Source organism: Pectobacterium sp. CHL-2024 (assembly GCF_044751765.1).
GTDB classification, from domain to species: domain Bacteria; phylum Pseudomonadota; class Gammaproteobacteria; order Enterobacterales; family Enterobacteriaceae; genus Pectobacterium; species Pectobacterium brasiliense.
Genome location: NZ_JBIXKO010000008.1, coordinates 82,340 through 103,077, shown reverse-complemented (window position 1 = coordinate 103,077; position 20,738 = coordinate 82,340). Strand labels below are relative to the sequence as shown.

Annotated in this window: 22 protein-coding genes; 3 read left to right on the top strand and 19 right to left on the bottom strand. The window is 48.0% G+C overall.

The genetic code is table 11. The features are described from left to right. Positions 1-12: 12 nt before the first annotated feature. The 10 genes from flgK to flgB form a co-directional block, all read right to left on the bottom strand. A complete protein-coding gene (gene flgK / locus ACIPUG_RS13650) occupies positions 13-1,707 on the bottom strand; it encodes a flagellar hook-associated protein FlgK (protein ID WP_010279584.1) in 1,695 nt (564 codons plus the stop codon). A gap of 125 nt (positions 1,708-1,832) precedes the next feature. Beyond that, the gene (flgJ, locus tag ACIPUG_RS13645) at positions 1,833-2,795 is read right to left on the bottom strand and encodes a flagellar assembly peptidoglycan hydrolase FlgJ (RefSeq protein ID WP_010279581.1); all 963 of its coding nucleotides are present in this window, start codon (positions 2,793-2,795) and stop codon (positions 1,833-1,835) included. After that, positions 2,795-3,904, bottom strand: coding sequence for a flagellar basal body P-ring protein FlgI (locus tag ACIPUG_RS13640; RefSeq protein ID WP_010279578.1), 1,110 nt, complete (start codon positions 3,902-3,904; stop codon positions 2,795-2,797). The genes flgJ and ACIPUG_RS13640 overlap by 1 nt, the downstream gene beginning before the upstream one ends. A gap of 16 nt (positions 3,905-3,920) precedes the next feature. Beyond that, positions 3,921-4,634, bottom strand: a complete 714-nt coding sequence (locus tag ACIPUG_RS13635) for a flagellar basal body L-ring protein FlgH (protein ID WP_203450552.1) — start codon at positions 4,632-4,634, stop codon at positions 3,921-3,923. A gap of 173 nt (positions 4,635-4,807) precedes the next feature. Continuing rightward, on the bottom strand, positions 4,808-5,590 hold the full coding sequence (gene flgG / locus ACIPUG_RS13630; RefSeq protein ID WP_010279572.1) for a flagellar basal-body rod protein FlgG: 783 nt from the start codon (positions 5,588-5,590) through the stop codon (positions 4,808-4,810). A 27-nt stretch (positions 5,591-5,617) separates the two neighbouring features. After that, entirely contained in the window at positions 5,618-6,373 is a 756-nt protein-coding gene (locus tag ACIPUG_RS13625; protein ID WP_014915906.1) for a flagellar basal body rod protein FlgF, read from the bottom strand. Between the two features lie 21 nt (positions 6,374-6,394). Next, a complete protein-coding gene (flgE, locus tag ACIPUG_RS13620; protein ID WP_014915907.1) occupies positions 6,395-7,612 on the bottom strand; it encodes a flagellar hook protein FlgE in 1,218 nt (405 codons plus the stop codon). Between the two features lie 74 nt (positions 7,613-7,686). After that, positions 7,687-8,370 (bottom strand): flagellar hook assembly protein FlgD, encoded by a 684-nt coding sequence (flgD, locus tag ACIPUG_RS13615; RefSeq protein WP_039464781.1) that lies wholly within the window; start codon positions 8,368-8,370, stop codon positions 7,687-7,689. Positions 8,371-8,385: 15 nt separating this feature from the next. Then, positions 8,386-8,790, bottom strand: a complete 405-nt coding sequence (gene flgC / locus ACIPUG_RS13610) for a flagellar basal body rod protein FlgC (protein WP_010279553.1) — start codon at positions 8,788-8,790, stop codon at positions 8,386-8,388. A gap of 28 nt (positions 8,791-8,818) precedes the next feature. Further along, complete coding sequence (flgB, locus tag ACIPUG_RS13605) at positions 8,819-9,235, bottom strand: flagellar basal body rod protein FlgB (protein WP_010279550.1); 417 nt, start codon at positions 9,233-9,235, stop codon at positions 8,819-8,821. Positions 9,236-9,400: 165 nt separating this feature from the next. Between flgB and flgA the strand changes: the two genes are divergently transcribed. From flgA to ACIPUG_RS13590, 3 genes are all read left to right on the top strand, one after another. After that, positions 9,401-10,069 (top strand): flagellar basal body P-ring formation chaperone FlgA, encoded by a 669-nt coding sequence (gene flgA, locus ACIPUG_RS13600; RefSeq protein WP_231051660.1) that lies wholly within the window; start codon positions 9,401-9,403, stop codon positions 10,067-10,069. A gap of 141 nt (positions 10,070-10,210) precedes the next feature. Next, positions 10,211-10,507: a flagellar biosynthesis anti-sigma factor FlgM gene (gene flgM, locus ACIPUG_RS13595; RefSeq protein WP_014915911.1), complete on the top strand. Its 297-nt coding sequence runs from the start codon at positions 10,211-10,213 to the stop codon at positions 10,505-10,507. A 5-nt stretch (positions 10,508-10,512) separates the two neighbouring features. Beyond that, positions 10,513-10,950, top strand: a complete 438-nt coding sequence (locus tag ACIPUG_RS13590; protein WP_039498632.1) for a flagella synthesis protein FlgN — start codon at positions 10,513-10,515, stop codon at positions 10,948-10,950. A 55-nt stretch (positions 10,951-11,005) separates the two neighbouring features. Here ACIPUG_RS13590 and ACIPUG_RS13585 read toward each other — a convergent pair whose 3' ends face one another. The 9 genes from ACIPUG_RS13585 to cheW all read right to left on the bottom strand — a co-directional run bounded on the left by ACIPUG_RS13585 (position 11,006) and on the right by cheW (position 20,733). Further along, on the bottom strand, positions 11,006-11,413 hold the full coding sequence (locus ACIPUG_RS13585) for a flagellar protein FlhE (protein ID WP_400338773.1): 408 nt from the start codon (positions 11,411-11,413) through the stop codon (positions 11,006-11,008). 8 nt (positions 11,414-11,421) lie between these two features. Continuing rightward, positions 11,422-13,506 carry a flagellar biosynthesis protein FlhA gene (gene flhA, locus ACIPUG_RS13580; RefSeq protein ID WP_039285772.1) on the bottom strand — a complete coding sequence of 695 codons (2,085 nt, stop codon included), beginning with the start codon at positions 13,504-13,506 and terminating at the stop codon, positions 11,422-11,424. Next, a complete protein-coding gene (gene flhB / locus ACIPUG_RS13575) occupies positions 13,499-14,650 on the bottom strand; it encodes a flagellar biosynthesis protein FlhB (RefSeq protein WP_039557998.1) in 1,152 nt (383 codons plus the stop codon). The genes flhA and flhB overlap by 8 nt, the downstream gene beginning before the upstream one ends. Positions 14,651-14,894: 244 nt before the next feature. After that, positions 14,895-15,539: a protein phosphatase CheZ gene (cheZ, locus tag ACIPUG_RS13570; protein ID WP_014915916.1), complete on the bottom strand. Its 645-nt coding sequence runs from the start codon at positions 15,537-15,539 to the stop codon at positions 14,895-14,897. A gap of 9 nt (positions 15,540-15,548) precedes the next feature. Next, positions 15,549-15,938 carry a chemotaxis response regulator CheY gene (gene cheY, locus ACIPUG_RS13565; RefSeq protein ID WP_010279519.1) on the bottom strand — a complete coding sequence of 130 codons (390 nt, stop codon included), beginning with the start codon at positions 15,936-15,938 and terminating at the stop codon, positions 15,549-15,551. Between the two features lie 38 nt (positions 15,939-15,976). Further along, positions 15,977-17,029, bottom strand: coding sequence for a chemotaxis response regulator protein-glutamate methylesterase (locus tag ACIPUG_RS13560; RefSeq protein ID WP_039273419.1), 1,053 nt, complete (start codon positions 17,027-17,029; stop codon positions 15,977-15,979). Then, entirely contained in the window at positions 17,029-17,901 is an 873-nt protein-coding gene (cheR, locus tag ACIPUG_RS13555; RefSeq protein WP_014915918.1) for a protein-glutamate O-methyltransferase CheR, read from the bottom strand. The genes ACIPUG_RS13560 and cheR overlap by 1 nt, the downstream gene beginning before the upstream one ends. Positions 17,902-18,414: 513 nt before the next feature. Continuing rightward, positions 18,415-20,100, bottom strand: coding sequence for a methyl-accepting chemotaxis protein (locus ACIPUG_RS13550; RefSeq protein WP_039498636.1), 1,686 nt, complete (start codon positions 20,098-20,100; stop codon positions 18,415-18,417). Between the two features lie 135 nt (positions 20,101-20,235). Then, the gene (cheW, locus tag ACIPUG_RS13545) at positions 20,236-20,733 is read right to left on the bottom strand and encodes a chemotaxis protein CheW (protein ID WP_014915920.1); all 498 of its coding nucleotides are present in this window, start codon (positions 20,731-20,733) and stop codon (positions 20,236-20,238) included. Between the last annotated feature and the right edge of the window lie 5 nt (positions 20,734-20,738).

Genomic DNA, 20,738 nt, shown 5'->3' with positions numbered 1-20,738 from the left:
TAAATGGTCAAACTAGCTACGGGCCGCTAAAAGGGCATCAAATATGGATTGTGCTGTTTTGATGACCTGAGCATTTGCCATGTAGTATTGCTGATAACGCATCAGATCGCCGTATTCTTCATCCAGGTTCACACCGGATACGGACTGTTGTTCTGCTGTCAGTTGCTTAACAACGTTTTGCTGAGATGTATTATTTATCTTCAGAGTACTGGTTTGGTTACCAATCGCACCGACCAGGCTGGCGTATGCCCCAGAGACGCTGGCCTTTCCACCCACAATTTTCTCATTTTGTAGGGCAAGCAGAGCCTTGGCGTTGGTATTATCACTCACACCGCCAAACACGGGATTACCACTTCCATCCAAAACTGGGGCACCATTTTCATCAAGCTTAACGGATGCCGCCGCAATTTTATTAGGATCGGAAACAGCCACTGCCATATCGATAATGACATCATTAACTGGCTTAAGCAGGAAGCTGTCATTCGTTGCAGGTGTGCCTGTGATAGCCATTTTGACGCCATCAAAGTTCAGGCTGTTATCAGAGGTATCCACCGCCGCCGTAAATTTTGAATTATCAGACAAGCGGGTTACTTGCCAATTAGCGCCATCGTATTTAATCGAATAATTAGTTGCCTGCACATCTTTAGTATCGGTGTAAGACGGAGTTAACACCGCGTTACCCGCATTTTTGCTGTCGTTCAGAACTACAGCCTTACCAAAGGAGAAGAAATCGCCGCCTTTAACACCATTACGATCATAACCTTGCTGATGCTGAGTATTAAACGCATCAGCAAATGCCAGCGCTAGCTGCCCTAACTGACCACGAGCTTCATCTAGCGTTTCAGTACGGAAAGAAAGCAAGCCGCCTAATGAACCGCCAGTTAACGTGCTCTCATTTAATGAGACCACATCGTTTGTCTGGTCTTTATATCCAATAGTCAGACGCGTTGGATCATTGCTTGAACCGATGGCTACCAGCTCATTGCTTGTTCCAGCCTGAACCAGGTTGGTACCATTTTTCAATGCTACGTTATAGACGATTCCATCCTGAACGGTAACCTCAACGCCGACCAATTTGTTCAGCTGATCGACAAGAACATCACGTTGATCAAGCAAATCATTAGGCATTGTGCCGCTATTCGCGCCCATTAGCTTCGTGATTTCATTATTTAAAGACGCAATCTGATCGGTATACGTATTAACTTGACCGACAATACTTTGAATCTGAGTATTCAGCCCGCTGTCCATGTCACGCAAATATTTATCTGTGACTTTAAATTGGTTTACCAACCCTTCAGCTTTACCCAGTACGGTCTGGCGAGTCGACGAGTCGCCCGCGTTGCTGGTAAGGTTTTGCAGGTTCGAAAAGAACCCCTGAATCGTTGATGACAGGCTCGTTGTGCTGCTAGCCAACAGGTTATCAATCTTGGAAATTTGCTCGTAGTAAGCAGAAACCGAGCTGCTTGTCGTTTGCGCAGCACGCAGTTGATTGGTGATGAATTCATTGTACTGGCGATTGATGCTAACAACATTGACACCGTTACCAATATACCCAGCAGATGTGCTGCTGCTAATAGCCTGCTCAAGTATCGCATTCTGCCGACTATAGCCAGTAACAGCCTGATTACTAATGTTGTTACTCACTGTACTCAGCGCAACCTGTGCACCTTTTAAGCCACTCATCGCGGTGTTAATTAAATTGGACATAGGGTGTTGTTCCTTTTACACAGGCTTTTTTCGCCCTGCGCGATTAACCAAATGCTGAAAGCAGCAAATACGCTACATAAGTTAATTACTTTATCGGTCAGGATGCGCAAATCTTGAATAAAAAATTAAAATAGCCGACTCAAATCGTGAGTGTAAGCTTTCGCCACTTTTTCACCAGAACTCTTCATTTGCTGGATCATACTAACCAGCTTCTGGGCATATTGTGGATCCGTTGCATAACCTGCCTTTTGTAAGGCATGAGCCGCTTGCTCAGCCGTTCCAGCGCTCATCACCGCAGAGTAGCGTGGGTTATTGGTGAGTAACTTCACATAGTCGCCAATAGCCTCAATATAGGAATCGTATACCCTGAAGCTGGCTTTTACTTTTTTGGCTACGCCTTGCTCATACTCTGTCGTCGTTATCTCCGTTGTCGGCCCATTCCAGCTACTGCCAGCTTTGATACCGAACAGATTATGACTTGGACGCCCGTCCTCGGTAGGGATTTCACGTTGGCCCCAGCCAGATTCAAGCGCTGCCTGAGCGATGATAAGGTGATGAGGTATACCGCTATGCTGGCTGGCAATCTGAGCAGGTAAGGAAATCTGAGACACAAAATTACTATTGGATAGCGGTAACGCTGAACCCGTAGTGGGCAATTTGGGCAGCGCTTTACGTACCATCTGTTCCACTGCAGCCGTTGGCATGCTTTTGAGTACATCACCATCAAATGTTAATGGAACAGACGGAACAGCAGCTTTAGCCGCCGTAGCCTCTGGGGATTGTCGGGTCAATTGTTCAACCATAACATCCGCGAGCCCAAGCCCCTTGCCCTTAGTTGAGATCTCTTGAGCAATTTGCTGGTCATACATTGAGGTATACAGACGCGTCTGATCGCTGTTGAAGAGCCCGTCCTGCGGAATCGCAGAACGCATGCTTTTCATCATCAATTGTACAAACACGCCTTCCATTTGTTGCGCAACCGCTCTAATACCCTCTTTACTTTGAGGATTACCTGAAACCTCACGTTTCAGTGTGTTTAGAGACTGCGCATCATAGGCCGCATTATTCAGCGTCTGTATATCACTCATCAGATAATTTCCAGTTTGGCACGCAAGCAACCTGCGCTTTGCATCGCCTGCAGAATAGACATCAGCTCCATCGGTGTCGCGCCCAGAGAATTCAGTGCACGCACGACATTGTTGAGGTTGGCGCTGGAATTGACTCGTTGTAAAGAACCGCCAGCTTGCTGAACCGAGATCTCTGTCTGCGGTGTTACAACCGTCTGACCACCACCAAATGGTGTATTAGGTTGGCTGACGTTGGCCTGCTGATTGATTGTCACAGAAAGGTTACCCTGGGCGATAGCACAGCTATCCAGCGTAACATCGCGATTCATCACGACAGAGCCGGTACGAGAATTAATAATGACCTTGGCATCCTGAATACCGACGTTGACTTCAATATTCTGGATATCGGCCAAAAAACGAACCTGAGAACTGTTGCCGTGTGGGGCAAGAACCTGAATAGTACGAGAATCAAGCGGGCTTGCGGTACCGCCGTATCCAGAACGGTTGATCGCGTCACTCACCTTCTGCGCCATCGAAAAATCGTCGTTTTTCAACTGCAGCATTATCGTATTTGACGTACCAAACGTGCTAGGCAACTCTCTCTCGATGACGGCACCATTGCTGATTCTGCCGCCGGCAAGCTGGTTAACCTGAACACTGCTTCCACCGGCAGAAGCGCCAGCACCACCAACCAAAACGTTACCCTGAGCAAGGGCATAGACCTGGTTATCGACCCCTTTCAATGGGGTCATTAACAGCGTTCCGCCGCGCAGGCTCTTCGCGTTACCGAGTGATGACACCACGACATCAATATTTTGGCCTGTTCTGCCAAAAGGCGGAAGTTCCGCCGTTACCATCACCGCCGCCACATTCTTCAACTGCATGTTGGTTCCAGCAGGAACGGTAATCCCCAACTGGGAAAGCATGTTAGTCAAGCTTTGCGTCGTAAACGGCGTCTGCATGGTCTGGTCACCAGAACCATCGAGACCAACGACTAAACCATAACCAATTAACGCATTACCGCGTACGCCCTGGATATTCACCAGATCGCGAATTCTCTCTGCCGACGCAGGGGCAATATTCAGCGTCAGTAACGTCAGCAGTACAGTGAAAAATGATGCAATCCGCATGGCAGGCCTCTTAAGCTTAGAACGGAGAAACATTGAGGAAGAACCGCTGTAACCAGCCCATGTTTTGCGCTTCGTTAATATAGCCATTACCGACATATTCAATGCGCGCATCCGCAACCTGGGTTGATGGTACCGAGTTGTTACCGCTAATGGTTCTCGGATTAACTACCCCAGAGAAACGGATAAACTCTGTTCCCTGATTAATTGCAATTTGTTTTTCGCCAACGACCTGTAGATTGCCATTAGCTAATACCTGACCAACCGTAACGGTAATCGTACCACTGAAGGTGTTGTTCGCATTCGCACCACCTTGCCCAGTGAAGTCATTCGTTCCTGTCGCATTCAGCGACGCACGATTATTACCCAACGGCCCGTCAAGATAACGCGGTACCACGGTTGCACCGAACGTTGACGAACCATTACGAGCAGCATTGGCTGACGAGCTTTTACTGGCACTCACATTTTCCTGCAGCACAATCGTCAATGTGTCGCCAATATTACGTGGGCGACGATCCTCAAACATCGGCTGGTAGCCATAATTCATCGGCTGTACAGTTTGGAAAATAGAGCCATTAGGACCCGCTAATACGGGCGATCCAGGCTGAGCAGTCGTAGGCCCAGTGACAACTTTATCATGCGGAATATAGGCGCAACCGTTAAGTGCTAACATCGCGAACAATGCCAACAGACGGTGTCGGCGGAGTGGTTTGATAACCGACTTTGCATTCATTATCACTGCGGATATCGCCTTAAATTAATCTATTTCACATATTCACGGGGTAAATCAAAACCATACTAGCCCACTCATCGTGTGCTTATGGTCATCATTACCCCGTTAAACACTGTCTACATTGCTACTATCAGGAGCCAGAACACCCGCTCCTGAAATTAGCGGGTTACCCATTACAGTTGGGTCAATTTCTGCAACATTTGGTCAGAAGAAGAAATTGCTTTACTGTTGATTTCGTAAGCACGCTGAGTCTGAATCATCGATACCAATTCCTCTGCCACGTTGACGTTGGAGGTTTCGACATATTTCTGATACAGCAGACCTGCGCCATTCAAACCTGGGTTCGTTTCATTTGGCGCACCAGAACTCGCCGTTTCCAGGTACAGGTTCTCACCAATGCTTTCAAGGCCGCTATCGTTAATAAAGGTTGTCAGCGTCAACTGGCCAATCTGGTTTGTTGCCGCCTGTCCCTGCACTTTAACGCTGACAATACCGTCACGGCCGATATTCAGTTCTGTTGCATTCGCCGGAACAGTAATAGCAGGCTGAACCTGATACCCGCTAGACGTTACTAACTGGCCGTTACCATCAAGCTGGAAGGCACCGTCACGCGTGTAAGCCGTTGTCCCATCAGGCAACTGGACCTGAAAGAACCCCTGGCCTTTAATCGCAACATCTTTAGAGTTGCCCGTTTCGGAAAAGGTCCCTTGAGTATGAATACGCTCTGTTGATACCGGACGAACACCCGTACCTAATTGCAAGCCGGACGGTAGCATGGTTTGCTCTGAAGATTGAGCTCCGGGCTGACGAACTGTTTGATACATCAAGTCTTCAAATACCGCACGCTGACGCTTGAAACCATTGGTGCTGACGTTTGCCAAGTTATTGGAAATAACGTCCATATTGGTTTGCTGAGCATTCAAGCCGGTTTTTGCAATCCACAAAGAACGGATCATTTATTCACTCCTGTGCGCACTCGGCGCTTAACCCATTGCTAATATCTGATTAGCGCGTTGTGCATTATCGTCGACGCTGCTAATGATTTTCATCTGCATTTCAAAGCGACGAGCATTGGCAATCATATCGACCATCGTATCGACCGTGTTCACATTACTGCCCTCGATCACACCCGGCATAATACGCACGGTAGGATCGTTTTGCAGAACATTACCACGTTGTTGCTGAGCCTGTTGCGTCAAGCGGAATAATCCGTCATCGGACCGCTCAACTTCTTGTCCGGTAGCCTTAACAAGCTTCAAACGCCCCAACTGGGCAATCGTATTCGGAGGATCCCCAGCATTAAGTGCAGAAATCGTACCATCAGGAGAAATGCTGATCTGAGCCTGTGGCGGCACATCAATCGGCCCGCCGTCGCCCATCACAACACGCCCCTGGATAGTCAACTGCCCATCAGCGTTGATCTCCATATTACCATTACGGGTGTACGCTTCACCGCCATCAGCTGTTTGTACTGCCAACCAACTCTCTTTCGGTAAAGCGACATCCATTGCACGGCCAGTATAATTCATCACGCCTTCAGTCATATCAGCGCCAGGCGTTGAAGCGACAACCAACGTTCGGGTAGGCAGTGTCAACCCATTTACCGGTACAGCACGCAGTGCGGAAAGCTGTGCCCGGAAACCCGGCGTTGAGGCGTTAGCCAAGTTGTTCGCAGTAATTGCCTGCTTTTCCAATGACTGACTCGCGCCACCCATTGCCGTATAAATCGCGTGATCCATGCAATGTCCCCGTTAGGATAATTAACGCAGGCTAACCAACGTTTGCAGAATGGAATCCTGCGTTTTGATAGTTTGTGCGTTTGACTGGTAGTTACGCTGCGCAACAATCATGCTGACCAGCTCTTTACTCAGGTCAACGTTTGAACTTTCGGTAGATTTGCCGATCAGTTTACCCAGACTTCCGGTACCTGCCAGGCCAATAACAGCCTGACCAGAGCTCGCAGTTTCAGACCAGGCGTTATCCCCTTCAGGCGATAAACCTTCTGGGTTGGCAAAGCTAGCCAGCAGGATCTGACCCAGCGCCTGCTTCTGACCGTTACTGTAGTTGCCTTCGATCGTGCCGTCGTCATTAATAGCAAAACCTGTCAGAGATCCTGGAGCGAAACCGTTCTGGGTTGGGCTCTTATAGCTGTATTCCGTGTTTTGCTGCACGCTACCAGTCAAATTGAGGGTGAATGTGCCTGTAGCAGCACCATTCGTCCCAACAAGGTTGATAGTAAAAGGCGTGTGGGCGGTCGCACCAGTAGAACTTAATGCACCATTCGCTCCAAAATTCAACGTCCCCGCATTTTGATACGTGGCTGGAGTGATGGAGTCATCCTTAGCATACGTCTGCCATGTATTGTTTGCCGTTTTAACAAAATACAGGGTGAAGTTATGCACGTTACCCTGACTATCGTAGGTTGTTAGTGCAGTTTTACTGTTGTAGGTGCCTTCCGCACCAGGCGTTGTAGCCCAAGCGTTTGTGGGAATTGGGTCTGAAGATTTCAGGTTAGCCTTAATTGATGCGACTGTCGTTGCGCTCGCCAGCATGTCTCCATCAGGAACAGTCAACGGTACTGGATCGGCACCCGTTTGCACCGTTGGCGGCGTGCCAGCGACTGGATAACCCGTCAGTTGCATACCTTGTGCGTTGACGATATTACGACCGTTCAGCATAAACTGACCATTACGGCTGTAATAAGTCGAGCCATTGGTGTCTTGCAGACGGTAAAAACCACCGCCGCTAATCGCAATATCCAGGTCTCGTGAGGACGAAGTCACAGTACCGTTACCAAAATCCTGCAATACCGATGCAACCTTCACACCCATACCGACTTTAGAGCCCGCAAACATATCAGCAAATGTGACGGTCCCGGATTTAAAACCCACTGTCGCTGAGTTAGCGATGTTATTACCAATAACATCCAGGTTATTAGATGCCGCGTTTAAACCACTGACCGCCTGAGAAAAACCCATGTCGCTCTCCAGAGAATTGATTAAGTCATATTCCAGATAGTGAGTTTTACTGGAATAACATGAAATTTATACCGTTACAGAATCTGCCGGACATCGTCCATAGTGGCTCTGCCGCGCAGTCCTAAATCCAGCAATGCACCGTTCTCGCCGCGAACGACACTATTTACAACCGCATAGCTCAGTGGCTGAACAACTTGCTGTGCGCCGCCGGTACTGGCAGCAACAGTGAAGGTATAAGCCCCATCAGGCGCAACCGTGCCATCAGAAAGTTTACTATCCCAGTTGAATGAGTGAACCCCAGCAGAAAGCGTCCCCAGTTCGATCGTGCGAACAGCTTTACCTGTTGCATCGTTAACGGTGACGGTAACCGTCTCTGCTGCTTTTTCCAGTTCCACGCCAAAGGGGGTACTGGTTTCTTTACCAACAAGAATGTCTTTTCCAGGGATCATGACACTGTGACCAATCAGCGTTGTTGCCTGCATGGATTGGTTGTTATTGATCTGACCAGAGATAGAGCCCAATGTGGTATTCAACTTCTCAATACCGCTGACCGTATTAAGCTGAGCAAGCTGACTTACAAGCTGATCGTTGCTCATCGGATTTGTCGGGTCCTGATTCTTCAACTGTGCAACAAGAAGTGTCAGAAACTGATTCTGTAGGTCAGCACCGCTGTTTTTCTCTACCGCCGTTGTCGGTGAAGTACTCGACGTGCTCTGTGTTCTCGTTGCCGAGGACGTATCATTAATTGTTACAGACACTATTTCGTCTCCCGATTATTGCCCGATCGTTAACGTCTTCAGCATCATCGATTTTGTCGTATTCAACACTTCGACGTTTGCCTGATAACTGCGCGATGCAGAAATGGTGTTTACCATCTCAGCCACTGGGTCAACATTCGGCATGCGAACGTATCCCTGCCCATCAGCCAGCGGATTGCCCGGTTCGTAAACCAGACGAGCAGGTGATGGATCTTCAATAACATTGGAAACGCGTACGCCACCTGTAGACTGCCCCGGAGCGGCATTCACTTCGAATACCACCTGTTTGGCGCGATAAGGCTCGCCATCAGGGCCCGTCACGCTGTCTGCGTTAGCCAGGTTACTGGCGCTCACATTCAGACGCTGAGATTGCGCAGAAAGCGCTGAGCCTGAAATTTCGAATATATTTAATAACGACATGAATCTTTACCTTCCTATCGCGCTACGATCACGAACCTGACTGCAGGACTGACATCATGCCTTTAATCTGTCCACCCAGAACGGTCAGGCTGGATTGATATTTCAGGCTATTATCGGCAAAATTAGTGCGTTCGCGGTCCATATCGACCGTATTGCCATCCAACGCAGGCTGATCGGGTACGCGATAAAGCAAATCAAGTTCCGGCGGCTGAAAATTCTGTGCCGGTATATGCCGTACAGATGTGGTCTTCAGCGCGATACCCGTACCGTTCACCCGCCCTTGCTCCATCGTTTTACTGAGCTGGCTGGCAAAATCGATATCCCTGGCCTGATAGCCTGGCGTATCCGCATTGGCAATATTCGCGGCCAGAATTTCCTGCCGCTGGGCACGCAAGTTCAACGCTTCCTGCTGAAACCGCAACGAGGCGTCTAATTTATCAAGCATGCTCCCTCCGCAAGTTAGAATTTGGAGTGAGTAGGATAATTCTCATGATGGCTATGCCATCGAACGAATAGACACCAAATGCAGCGCTATTTATTGCCTTAACCTCACGCTGACATCGTTACACTTAATGCCCGATATAATCAGGATCAGGAGAGCCGAACAGGAATGAAAACAATACATTATTACCTCTATCTGGCGGCGTCCTGTTTTATCACCCTTTGTGCCCCTGTCAATGCGAACGACCTTCCTGCACAGATCAATCAATTTTTTGCCTCACGCTTTCAGGGAAGCACGAATACCGTAAACGTTGTGGTAAAATCGCCAGAATCGCAATGGCCACAGTGCGAAGCGCCGCAAATCACACTGCCTGGAAATACAAAAATGTGGGGCAATGTGAGTCTGTCCGTGCGTTGCGGACAACAGCGTCGCTTCATTCAAACAGAGGTTCAGGTAACGGGGAATTATGTCACCAGTGCACGGCTTATAAATCGTGGAACCACGCTGACGGAAAAAGACATTCGTTTGACAAAAGGCAGGCTCGATTTATTACCGTTGCGCCCTATACTGACGTTACCAGGCGCAGAGGGCGCAGTCCTTTTGCGCGATCTTACACCCGGACAGGTTATTACCGCGTCGATGATCAGACGCGCCTGGGTCGTAAAGGCCGGTCAGTCAGTGCAAATTATCGCCCAAGGGGAAGGCTTCACAATTAATGGCGAAGGAAAAGCCATGAACAACGCAGCAGCCGGACAAGCGGTCAGAGTCAGAACGGCAAATGGACAAATAGTCAGCGGAATCACAAACGAAGATGGGATTATTCTGATCTCACAGTAATTCATTAAAGATTTGCTCATGTTTGCCGATGATAGTTACAGAGTCATTACTGATGACGTTTTAAAATTGAACACCGATGTGATGAAAATTCTGTAACACATTGATGATTAACCATTTATCCTCAAATCAGAGGGATGTATTATGAGTATCGATCGCACCCAGTCACTGAAGCCGGTCAGTCAAGTTCAGCAACGCGAATCTGCCGATGTCGCTAAAGCTAAACGTAAACAAGCTGAAGCTCAGTCTGAAGTTAGCGCAACACAGGTAAAACTGAGCGACGCGCAGGCAAAATTGATGCAACCGGGTACGCAGGACATCGACATGAACCGCGTTGAAACCTTAAAGCAGGCAATTCGCGATGGCTCACTTAAAATTGATGCCGGAAAAATCGCAGATGCGCTGCTTAAAGAGACGCAGGATTTTTTAGCAGGTAATTAATAGTTATGGAAAATCTGCAAGCGATTTTAGATCAACTGCTGAGCAACCTACGTGAGCTCGATGTTGTTATGTCCGAAGAGCAAACCCTACTTTGCGCTGGCCATATTAATAGCATCGCGCTGCAACAGGTAACAGAGAAGAAAACGTCTTTGCTGGCGACGATGCAGCATTTGGAAACGCAGCGTCATGCAACTGAATCGACTCTTAAGCTACAAGCCCCTTATGACGGTATTGAAAAGCTGTCGGCTTACTGGCAGCAAGTGCAAGAGTTAACCAGACGTTTGAATGACCAGAATCAGCACAATGGTCTTTTGCTTAGCCGGCATATTGCCTACACGAACGAAGCCATCAACATATTGAAGCCCCGCCATGGTCAGGGATTATATGGCCCAGATGGTCAGTCGAAAGGTGTAACAGTTGGCGGTAGGAAAATTACATTCTAAAAGTCTCTGCGCTTTAGGCAGAGACTTTTGTTTATCTAAACAGCCACTTAGAAAACTACTTATAATTCACCGCAATATCGATCGTACGCACACTGAAAGTGTGATTAAGACGGCCATTCCCTTCAATGTAGTAGACAAAACGAAACTCATTATTAGCCGCTAATCCGTCAAATGCTTGAGTTTGCCCGTCACCACTTCCGTCTAAGTCAACACAGCGCTGCGGGGATTGTGAACACAATTTCACAACAAGCCCTACTGGTATCGCTGAATCAATCACTTGCCGCCAATATATTGTCGTAATCATTTCATCTGGATTAACGGCTATGTTAGGAACAAAAGCTGACGTCGTAACCATTTCGCCACGATGATCAAGTTTTATTCCCGGCATACTTCCGTTCCAACTACCTGGCGTCGCGATAGCACAGAGCGGGAATGCCAGCACGACGGCAGCCAGAGAATGCATCGTCTTCCTCACTTCTGAGCTTCCCCTATCACTGATGTCATACGAATCTGGCGATGATCGCTGATTTCTAAATTAGAAAGTACGGCCATGTTTGGCAGACTACGGTGCAGGAATCGGGCAAGTAAAGCGCGCAAAGCATGGTTCACAAGCAGAACCGGCGGAGCACCCAACATTTCCTGCCGCTGTAGCGCTTGTTTCGCCTGTTCAAGCAAGCGATCGGCAAGACCCGGCTCGAGGCCACCGCCGCCTTGAAGCGCCTGTAACAGAAGGCGTTCCAATGAACCTTCCAAACCGATAACCTGAAGTTCACTGTCTCCTGGGAACCACTGCTGGGTAATCGCACGTCCCAGAGCAACCCTAACCACTGTAGTGAGTTCATAAGGATCTGGTTGCACCGGCGCATGTTCAGCCAATGTCTCCATGATGGTACGCATATCCCTAATCGAAACCCTTTCGCTAAGCAAATTCTGCAAGACCTTATGCAAGGTCGTTAACGTCACTACGCCCGGAATGAAATCTTCTGTCAGTTTTGGCATTTCCTGCGCAACGCGATCCATCAGCTGCTGAGCTTCCTGCCGTCCAAACAGTTCACTGGCATGCAATGCAATTAAGTGGTTCAGGTGCGTTGCTACTACGGTACTTGCCTCTACGACCGTGAACCCTTGAGCTTGAGCTTGATCTTTGAGAGCATTATCAATCCAGACCGCCGGCAGCCCAAACGCCGGATCCTGCGTGATATCTCCAGACAAAGAGCCAACCGCATTGCCTGGGTTGATCGCCATCCAACGACCAGGATGAGCCTCACCGCTACCCACCTCAACACCTTTCATCAATATGCGATAGCTGGCAGGCTGAAGTTCCAAATTATCCCGGATATGAACCACTGGCGGTAAGTATCCCATTTCCTGGGCAAACTTCTTCCTGATACTACGAATCCTGCCCAGTAGCTCGCCATCTTGCTGCGCATCAACCATTGGGATTAATCGATAGCCAACTTCCATACCCAGCGGATCTTCAAGCTGTACGTCAGACCAGCTGGCTTCAACAACCTGATGCTTCTCCATTGATGCTGGTATAGGTTGCATCACGGGTTCTTTCTGCTGTTCTCCACGCATCCACCAGGCAAGCCCTAACAGAGATGCTGTAAATAACAGAAAGACAAAATTGGGCATTCCAGGAACCAGACCAATAAGTCCAATAACCGCCGCACTCAGCACCATCACTCGTGGGTTATTGAATAGCTGGGTGACCATCTGCTGGCCAACGTCCTGATCGGTACTCACACGAGTAACAATGACACCCGCTGCGGTAGAAATAATCAGAGCAGGAATCTGGGCAACCAAACCATCACCGATAGTAAGCAGCGTATAGCTTTCTGCGGCCTGCCCTACCGGCATGTTGTGCTGAACAACACCGACGATTAATCCACCAACGATGTTGATGACCATGATAATCAGTCCGGCGACAGCGTCACCGCGCACAAATTTACTAGCACCGTCCATTGAGCCGTAGAAGTCTGACTCTTGGGTGACTTCAGCACGGCGCTTTTTCGCTTCTTCTTCACCAATGATCCCAGCATTAAGATCGGCATCGATCGCCATCTGTTTGCCAGGCATACCATCCAACACAAAGCGGGCACCGACTTCAGCAATACGTCCAGCACCTTTGGTGATAACCATGAAGTTGATTAAGACAAGGATGATAAAGACCACGATACCAATGGCAAAATTTCCGCCTACCAGAAAGTGACCAAATGCCTCAACAACTTTACCTGCGGCGGCCGTCCCCGTATGCCCTTCCAGCAAAATGATACGGGTAGAAGCAACGTTGAGCGAAAGGCGCAATAACGTAGAAAACAGCAGAATCGTAGGAAACGCAGCAAACTCCAGCGTCCGCTGCGTAAACATCGCAACCAGCAATACCATGATGGAAAGTGCAATGTTAAAGGTAAATAACAGATCCAGAATGAATGGCGGCAGCGGCAATACCATCATGGAAAGTATCAACAGGATCAGTATTGGTCCGGCTAATATTTGCCATTGGGTACCTTTCATATTACTCGGTAAACGAAGCAAAGAGGCCAAATTAGCCATCAGTAGTATTCTCTTTAGCAAAATCCAGTGCATCCGGCACTGGTAGATGTTTCGGTTTTCTAGGAATTAATCCACCTTCCCGCTTCCAGCGTTTCAGTTGATAAACCCAGGCTAAGACTTCTGCAACGGCGGCATATAGCGCAGCCGGAATATGCTGTCCGACCTCTGAATGGCGAAATAGCGCTCGCGCCAACGGAGGAGCTTCTAAAATAGGAACGCGATGTTCGGTCCCCAACTCACGAATACGCAACGCGATCTCACCAGCCCCTTTAGCCAACACTTTCGGCGCATTCATTTTTTTCTCATCATAACGTAATGCTACCGCATAATGCGTCGGGTTAGTGACTATCACATCAGCCTTAGGCACATCAGCCATCATTCTACGCTGAGCAATGGCTCTCTGCTGCTGACGAATACGGCCTTTAACATGCGGGTCACCTTCGCTCTGTTTATGCTCATCACGAATTTCCTGCTTGCTCATTCGTAACTTTTTGATGTGGCTCCAAACTTGCCAAAACACATCAAAAGCGACCATAGGAATGAGCCCCATGATGATAAGAAAACCACACATCACGGCCAGTTCCAGCGCATCCCCCATCGCCGCAGTCGGCGCTTCGGATACCAGATGCAATATCGTCGGCCAGTTATGAATCAAGAACAAGGTACTAATGATCCCGACCATGACTGACTTCAATATTGCTTTGAAGAGCTCAGCCAGCGATTGGGCAGAAAACAATCGTTTCAGCCCGGAAATAGGATCTAATTTTTTGAAGTCAACCTTTAATGATTTGGTGCTAAATAATATCCCACCAAGCAGTAAAGGCGCAGACAACGCAACCAACACAGCCCCTAGCATAATGGGTATCAGCGCCGATGCAGCCTGACGCAGTAATGAGCCAACATGCCGTAGCATTTGGGTGTCATCACCAATCGTTGCGTAATCAAAATTTAACGACTGTGAGACAATTCTGGCCAATCGGCCAGCCATGGCTTCGCCCCCCATCCACAAAATAGCCAGACCTGCGACCATCATCAGAACAGAAGTCAGCTCTCGCGATCGCGGGATCTGCCCTTCTTCACGCGCCTTCTCCTCTTTTTGGGGAGTGGGGGCTTCTGTTTTTTCTAGATCGCTATCTTCAGCCACTATGGCGTTCCTGTTACGACTTTCGGGATAGGAATTTGCTGCCTAGCATGACAAATACGAGAAAGTTTTATGGCTGGAACAACGAGAAAAACCCATGCTTCTTTAACGCATAGTAAGAATTAAGGGGAAGGGAAAAGCGAATTTAGCTATTTATGGCCATAAACCCTGGCCATAAATAACCGAGTGATGGTGTTCGTCATCTTTTCAAGAAAGAGAGTAACGTCCTTTCTTGAAGAAAGAGTCATTAGAACCCAAGACTATCCAGAAGATCATCAACCTGATCCTGATTGGCAACAATACCTGCGGCACCTTTATCCAACTGAGGTCCATTAAGCAGACCATCATTTGCGCGCTTAGGTGCATCTGGTTTTTCTGGAATATTTTCCAGCAATACCATCAGCAGTTGTTTTTCAATCTCCTGGACAACATCCATCATACGCTTGATTACCTGACCAGTAAGGTCCTGGAAATCCTGCGCCATCATAATTTCCAACAACTGAGCATTGGTAAACGAGGTATGCTGGGGTACATCCTCAAGATAGCTACGCGTATCCGTCACTAATTCACGCGCATCTGCCAGTTCAATTGGATTTTCAAACCATTCATCCCAACGGGTTTTCAGGGATTTAGCATCCGCTTCTAGTTGGTTTTGACGTGGTTGTGCAGCCTCTACGCAGCTCAGAGCACGCTCTGCCGCTTGCGCAGTCATCTGGACAACATAGTCAAGACGATCGCGGGCATCAGGAATAGCCTCTGCTGCTTCAGCTATCGCATTATCCAGACCCAACTCTTTCAAACTGTCGCGCAGCATACGAGTCAATTGGCCGATACGCGAAATGATCTCGGTTGCTGAAGCTGTGTCGTTCACGGACGGCATATGTGGCGTCATAAGATCCCCTTACATACCCAGTTTTTCGAAAATCTTACTCAGTTTTTCTTCAAGGGTAGCTGCAGTAAATGGTTTAACTACATAGCCGCTAGCACCTGCTTGTGCCGCAGCGATAATGTTCTCTTTCTTCGCTTCTGCCGTTACCATCAGCACGGGAAGGCTGGAAAGCGCGCCGTCAGCACGAATAGTCTGTAATAGCTCCAGTCCATCCATGTTGGGCATATTCCAGTCAGAAATGACGAAATCAAAAGCACCAGCGCGCAGTTTGTTCAGTGCATCTGCGCCGTCTTCTGCCTCTTCTACGTTATTAAAGCCCAGTTCCTTCAGCAGGTTACGGACAATTCGGCGCATCGTCGAAAAATCATCCACTACTAGAAATCTGAGTTCTTTATCGGCCATACCTACTCCTAAAATATTTATTGCTCACCGAGAGCTGCTTATATACGTAATGCCTGTCCGGCAGAGATTTGTGCCAACATACGCTGGCTCACCTGGTGCAAATCCACCACTTCATCGACGCCACCCATCGCAATCGCTTCACGTGGCATCCCGAAAACCACACAACTTGCTTCATTTTGGGCCAGAGTATAAGCACCAGCCTGATGGAGTTCCAACATGCCGGCAGCCCCATCATTCCCCATCCCAGTAAGGATTACCCCTACAGCATTTCGCCCGGCGTATTGCGCAACCGAACGGAATAACACATCGACTGATGGACGATGCCGATTGACGGGAGGTCCATCATTTAAGCGTACTTGATAGTTTGCCCCACTACGAGCCAGTTCAAGATGGCGTGCGCCTGGTGCAATGTATGCATGGCCAGGAAGAACACGTTCCCCATCTTCTGCTTCTTTCACCGTAATCTGACATAACTTGTTCAAACGCTCGGCGAAAGACTTCGTAAAGCCAGGTGGCATATGCTGTGTGATCAGTAATGCAGGGCTTGTCGGCGGCAGGGGCTGTAATACATGCCGTATCGCTTCCGTACCCCCCGTTGACGCACCAATCGCAATCAATTTCTCACTACTTAACAATGGCGTATGCTGAATAATTTTTGTCGGCTCTGCCCCAGCGCTACGTTGCGGCAGACGCGCCTTCGCGGCCATACGAATTTTTTCCGCAATCAGTTCGCTGTATGCCAGCATCCCTTCACGGATACCTAACTGAGGTTTGGTGACAAAATCAATCGCACCAAGCTCCAGCGCACGCAACGTAATTTCTGAGCCTTTTCCCGTCAGGGACGACACCATGACAACTGGCATCGGGCGCAAGCGCATAAGCTTCTCAAGAAAATCCAACCCATCCATACGAGGCATTTCAACATCCAGTGTTAATACCTGGGGATTGAATTTTTTAATCAAATCACGAGCAACTAATGGATCTGGCGCAGTTGCGACAACTTCCATATCAGAATGGCTATTAATTATTTCAGTCATGATCTGACGCATTAGGGCAGAATCATCAACACATAATACTCTTATCTTGCTCATTATCTTTCCTTAGCCAGCCCATATACAGTTTGCCCACGCAAATAGAACTCACGACTGATCTGGCTGAAATTCTCTGAATGCCCGGCAAATAACAATCCTCCCGGTTTAAGCATCGGGACGAATCGACGGAGAATACGCTCTTGAGTTTCTTTATCGAAATAAATCATTACATTACGACAAAAAATAGCATCAAATGGCGCGGGAACGGACCAATCAGGTGCGAGCAGATTTAATTGTTGGAAATGCACCATTGACGCAAGCTCAGGGCGAACACGAACCAAACCACTATGTGGCCCAGTACCGCGTAAAAAAAACCGCTGTAGTTGCTGTGGAGAAAGAGAGCGCAGCTCTTCCTGACGATAGATACCAGCCGTTGCCTTTTCTAATACCTGAGTATCAATATCGCTGGCCCATACCTGACATCCGCTCGCTTTATTACCTAAGACTTCTGCAAGTGTCATCGCCAGCGAATAAGGCTCTTCCCCTGTAGAGGCGGCCGTACTCCAGATGGTGTAGCCATTTGGACGTTTTCTGGCATGCTCAGCCAATATGGGAAAGTGGTGAGCTTCACGGAAAAACGCTGTCAGGTTAGTGGTTAACGCATTAACAAAGGCTTGCCATTCTGCACTGTTAGGATCTGACTCTAACAATGCTAAGTACTGACCGAAATCATTGATTCCAAGCAAACGGAGACGTCTAACCAAACGGTTATAAACCATTTCACGTTTGTGATCGGCCAGAACAATGCCGGCACGCTGATATATTAGTTGACTGATCCGCCGGAAATGAGTGTCCGACAACGGCAATCTGTCAACCATCTGCGTCAGAATAGAGGCAGATTCAGGGCGATTTTGTGACGGTGTACTTTTCATATCAAACCGCTCGAATAGTGTTTTTTGCTATGGTTTTTTTCAATCTGAACTTTCCTTTACAGCTAACGCAGGTTTTTATTGTCATTCGTCAGTTACTCATCGCATTAAGATTAAAAACTGACACTGTATTGGTAATACACCCCGCAAGTTCTGCAAACTGAACAGGTCAGTGTGTTCGTTCTACCAAAGCCACATGCTGTTGGGTGGCGTTGTCCCTCTCATCACAGCTGTGCTACCTGCTTTATTATTTGGCTTTAATACCAAAACCAGCCTCACCCCATCATATCCATAACATAAGTTACAGATTGAACAATATCATGAATTACCCTGCTTCAAAGCACCAAGTGCTGTATTACTCACCAACCTCAAGTGTGCACTGATCAATTACTCGCATCTTCATTCTTCTAAATTATGGCGAGTCAACAATCACCCAGCGGCCTACATATCAGCAGCTGGGGATTAGCTCAGTGTCCCTACAGCTTGGGTTACTTATAGCCTATATCAAGATTCTGATCAGAACGTTTCCCAATTATCATTTGATGAACCTTCTTTTGCTTTCTTACCGCTATTCGCTGATGAAGCTAGCAATGCAGGTTTTTGGCCCGCTGTCGCTGGTGTCGTCCTTCTAAACGAACCTGCATCTTCAGAGAGGCGGAATACGGCAACAGCCTGATTCAGCACTTTCACTTGTTCTTCCAATGCAACAGCCGCAGCGGCAGACTCTTCAACTAAGGAGGCGTTTTGCTGCGTAACCCGATCCATCTCAGTTACAGCCTGGCCGACCTGATCAATACCTTTGCTTTGCTCATCAGAAGCCGAGGCAATTTCACCCATAATATCCGTTACACGAGTGACAGCACTGACGATTTCTCCCATCGTCTCGCCCGCACTTTCAACCAGTACAGAACCTTCATCGACTCGGCTGACAGAATCTTCAATCAAACTTTTAATTTCTTTCGCAGCCTGAGCACTACGCTGTGCCAAATTACGAACTTCACCCGCAACAACCGCAAACCCACGGCCTTGTTCCCCTGCTCTGGCTGCTTCAACCGCCGCGTTCAGCGCAAGAATGTTGGTCTGGAAAGCAATACCATCAATCACACTAGTAATATCGGCAATTTTTTGCGAACTTCCAGCAATATTGTGCATGGTTTTGACGACATTATCGACGACCTTGCCACCCTTCTGCGCCGTCTCTGAGGCACTCAGTGCCAACTGGCTGGCCTGACGAGCATTTTCCGCATTCTGTTTAACTGTTGCGGTCAACTGTTCCATGCTTGCTGCCGTTTCTTCTAATGAAGCAGCCTGTTGCTCGGTACGCGATGAAAGATCGTTATTACCAGCGCTAATTTCTGTAGCACCAGTATAAATGGCATCAGCACCTTGTCGAACCGCACTAACCGTTGAAACAAACTCACTTTGCATATGGCGAATACTGTCAGCCAGAATGCCCATTTCATTGCTGCTGTGAAAGTGAGTCGTTTTTGTCAGATCGCCTTTCGCAATATGACGAATATGTTCAACAATATTATTTAGCGGCCTTATTAATAGCTGTTGAATACCAACCCAGGAAATCAGCGCTAGCGCAAAAACCAACACGATAATGAAGCCAAGGATCCAGAGCGCCGAGTCGTAAGCTGCATCATTTTTAGCTATACCAGCCTGATAAAGTTTATCGCTTTCAGCTTTATAGGCGTAATACGCTTTTTCAAAGTTGTCTTGAAAACTTTGTGTTGGTTGCTCAACGAACTTCTTAAATTCCCCTGCATTCAAAAACTGAATTAATTCAGTTAATGCGCCATTCAGAGCCACGTAATTCTCTTTTACGCCCCGAGTAACGCTTTCATCCTGACGTGCATCCTGCGGTACTTTTTCATAGCGAGAGAAAAAATCGTTTGCGACAGAGAGTTGCCGTTGAGCAGAGACCAGAAGCTCTTTACCGCCAGCACCCGCCCCCGTACCGCTTGCATCGAGTGCAAAACGCGTCCCCGCGCGGTTAAGCGTATTACGAGTCTGTAATAAATATGACCATGCTGAATCCAGCTCGGAACGCTTTTGGTTAATAACCTGCGTTGAACTGAAGATATCCTTATCATTTTTTAATGCACTAAAGAATAAACCACCAGAAATAAGCTGAAGTGCTCCAAACAGCACCAGTACAAGCATCAGACCTGTAACAACTTTGATACGGTTAAACATATAACGCCTTTTGAGTAGACCAACCACCGATGATATCGGCATTATTCTGGATATCTTTACGAATTTCTGAACTGACAAGGATATGACTAAGGAAGGTTTTCGGGGCCACTTTCGTAGCCCCTGGAGGCCGATAGATTAGACTTTCAATACGCTATCAACCAGCGCCATTTCTTCGCTACTCAACAGTTTCTCGATATCAACCAGAATCAGCATTCTCTCACCCAGAGAACCTAAACCAGTCAGGTACTCTGTTGACAGCGTTACAGCAAACTCCGGTGCGGGACGAATTTGGTCTGTGGTCAATGACAACACATCAGACACGCCATCTACAACAATCCCGACAACACGCTGACCAAGGTTGAGAACAATAACAACCGTGTTGTCATCGTATTCAACATCCTGCTTGGCGAATTTAATGCGCAAGTCAACGATCGGTACAATGACACCGCGTAGGTTGGTGACACCTTTAATGAAGGAAGGTGTGTTGGCAATACGCGTTACCTGGTCATAACCGCGAATTTCTTGTACTTTTAAAATATCAACGCCGTACTCTTCGTCACCCAGCGTAAAAATCAGGAATTCCTGTCCTACTGTTTCGCCAGTTAATTTCGTGACGCTTGCAAGTCCAGTCATGTTTT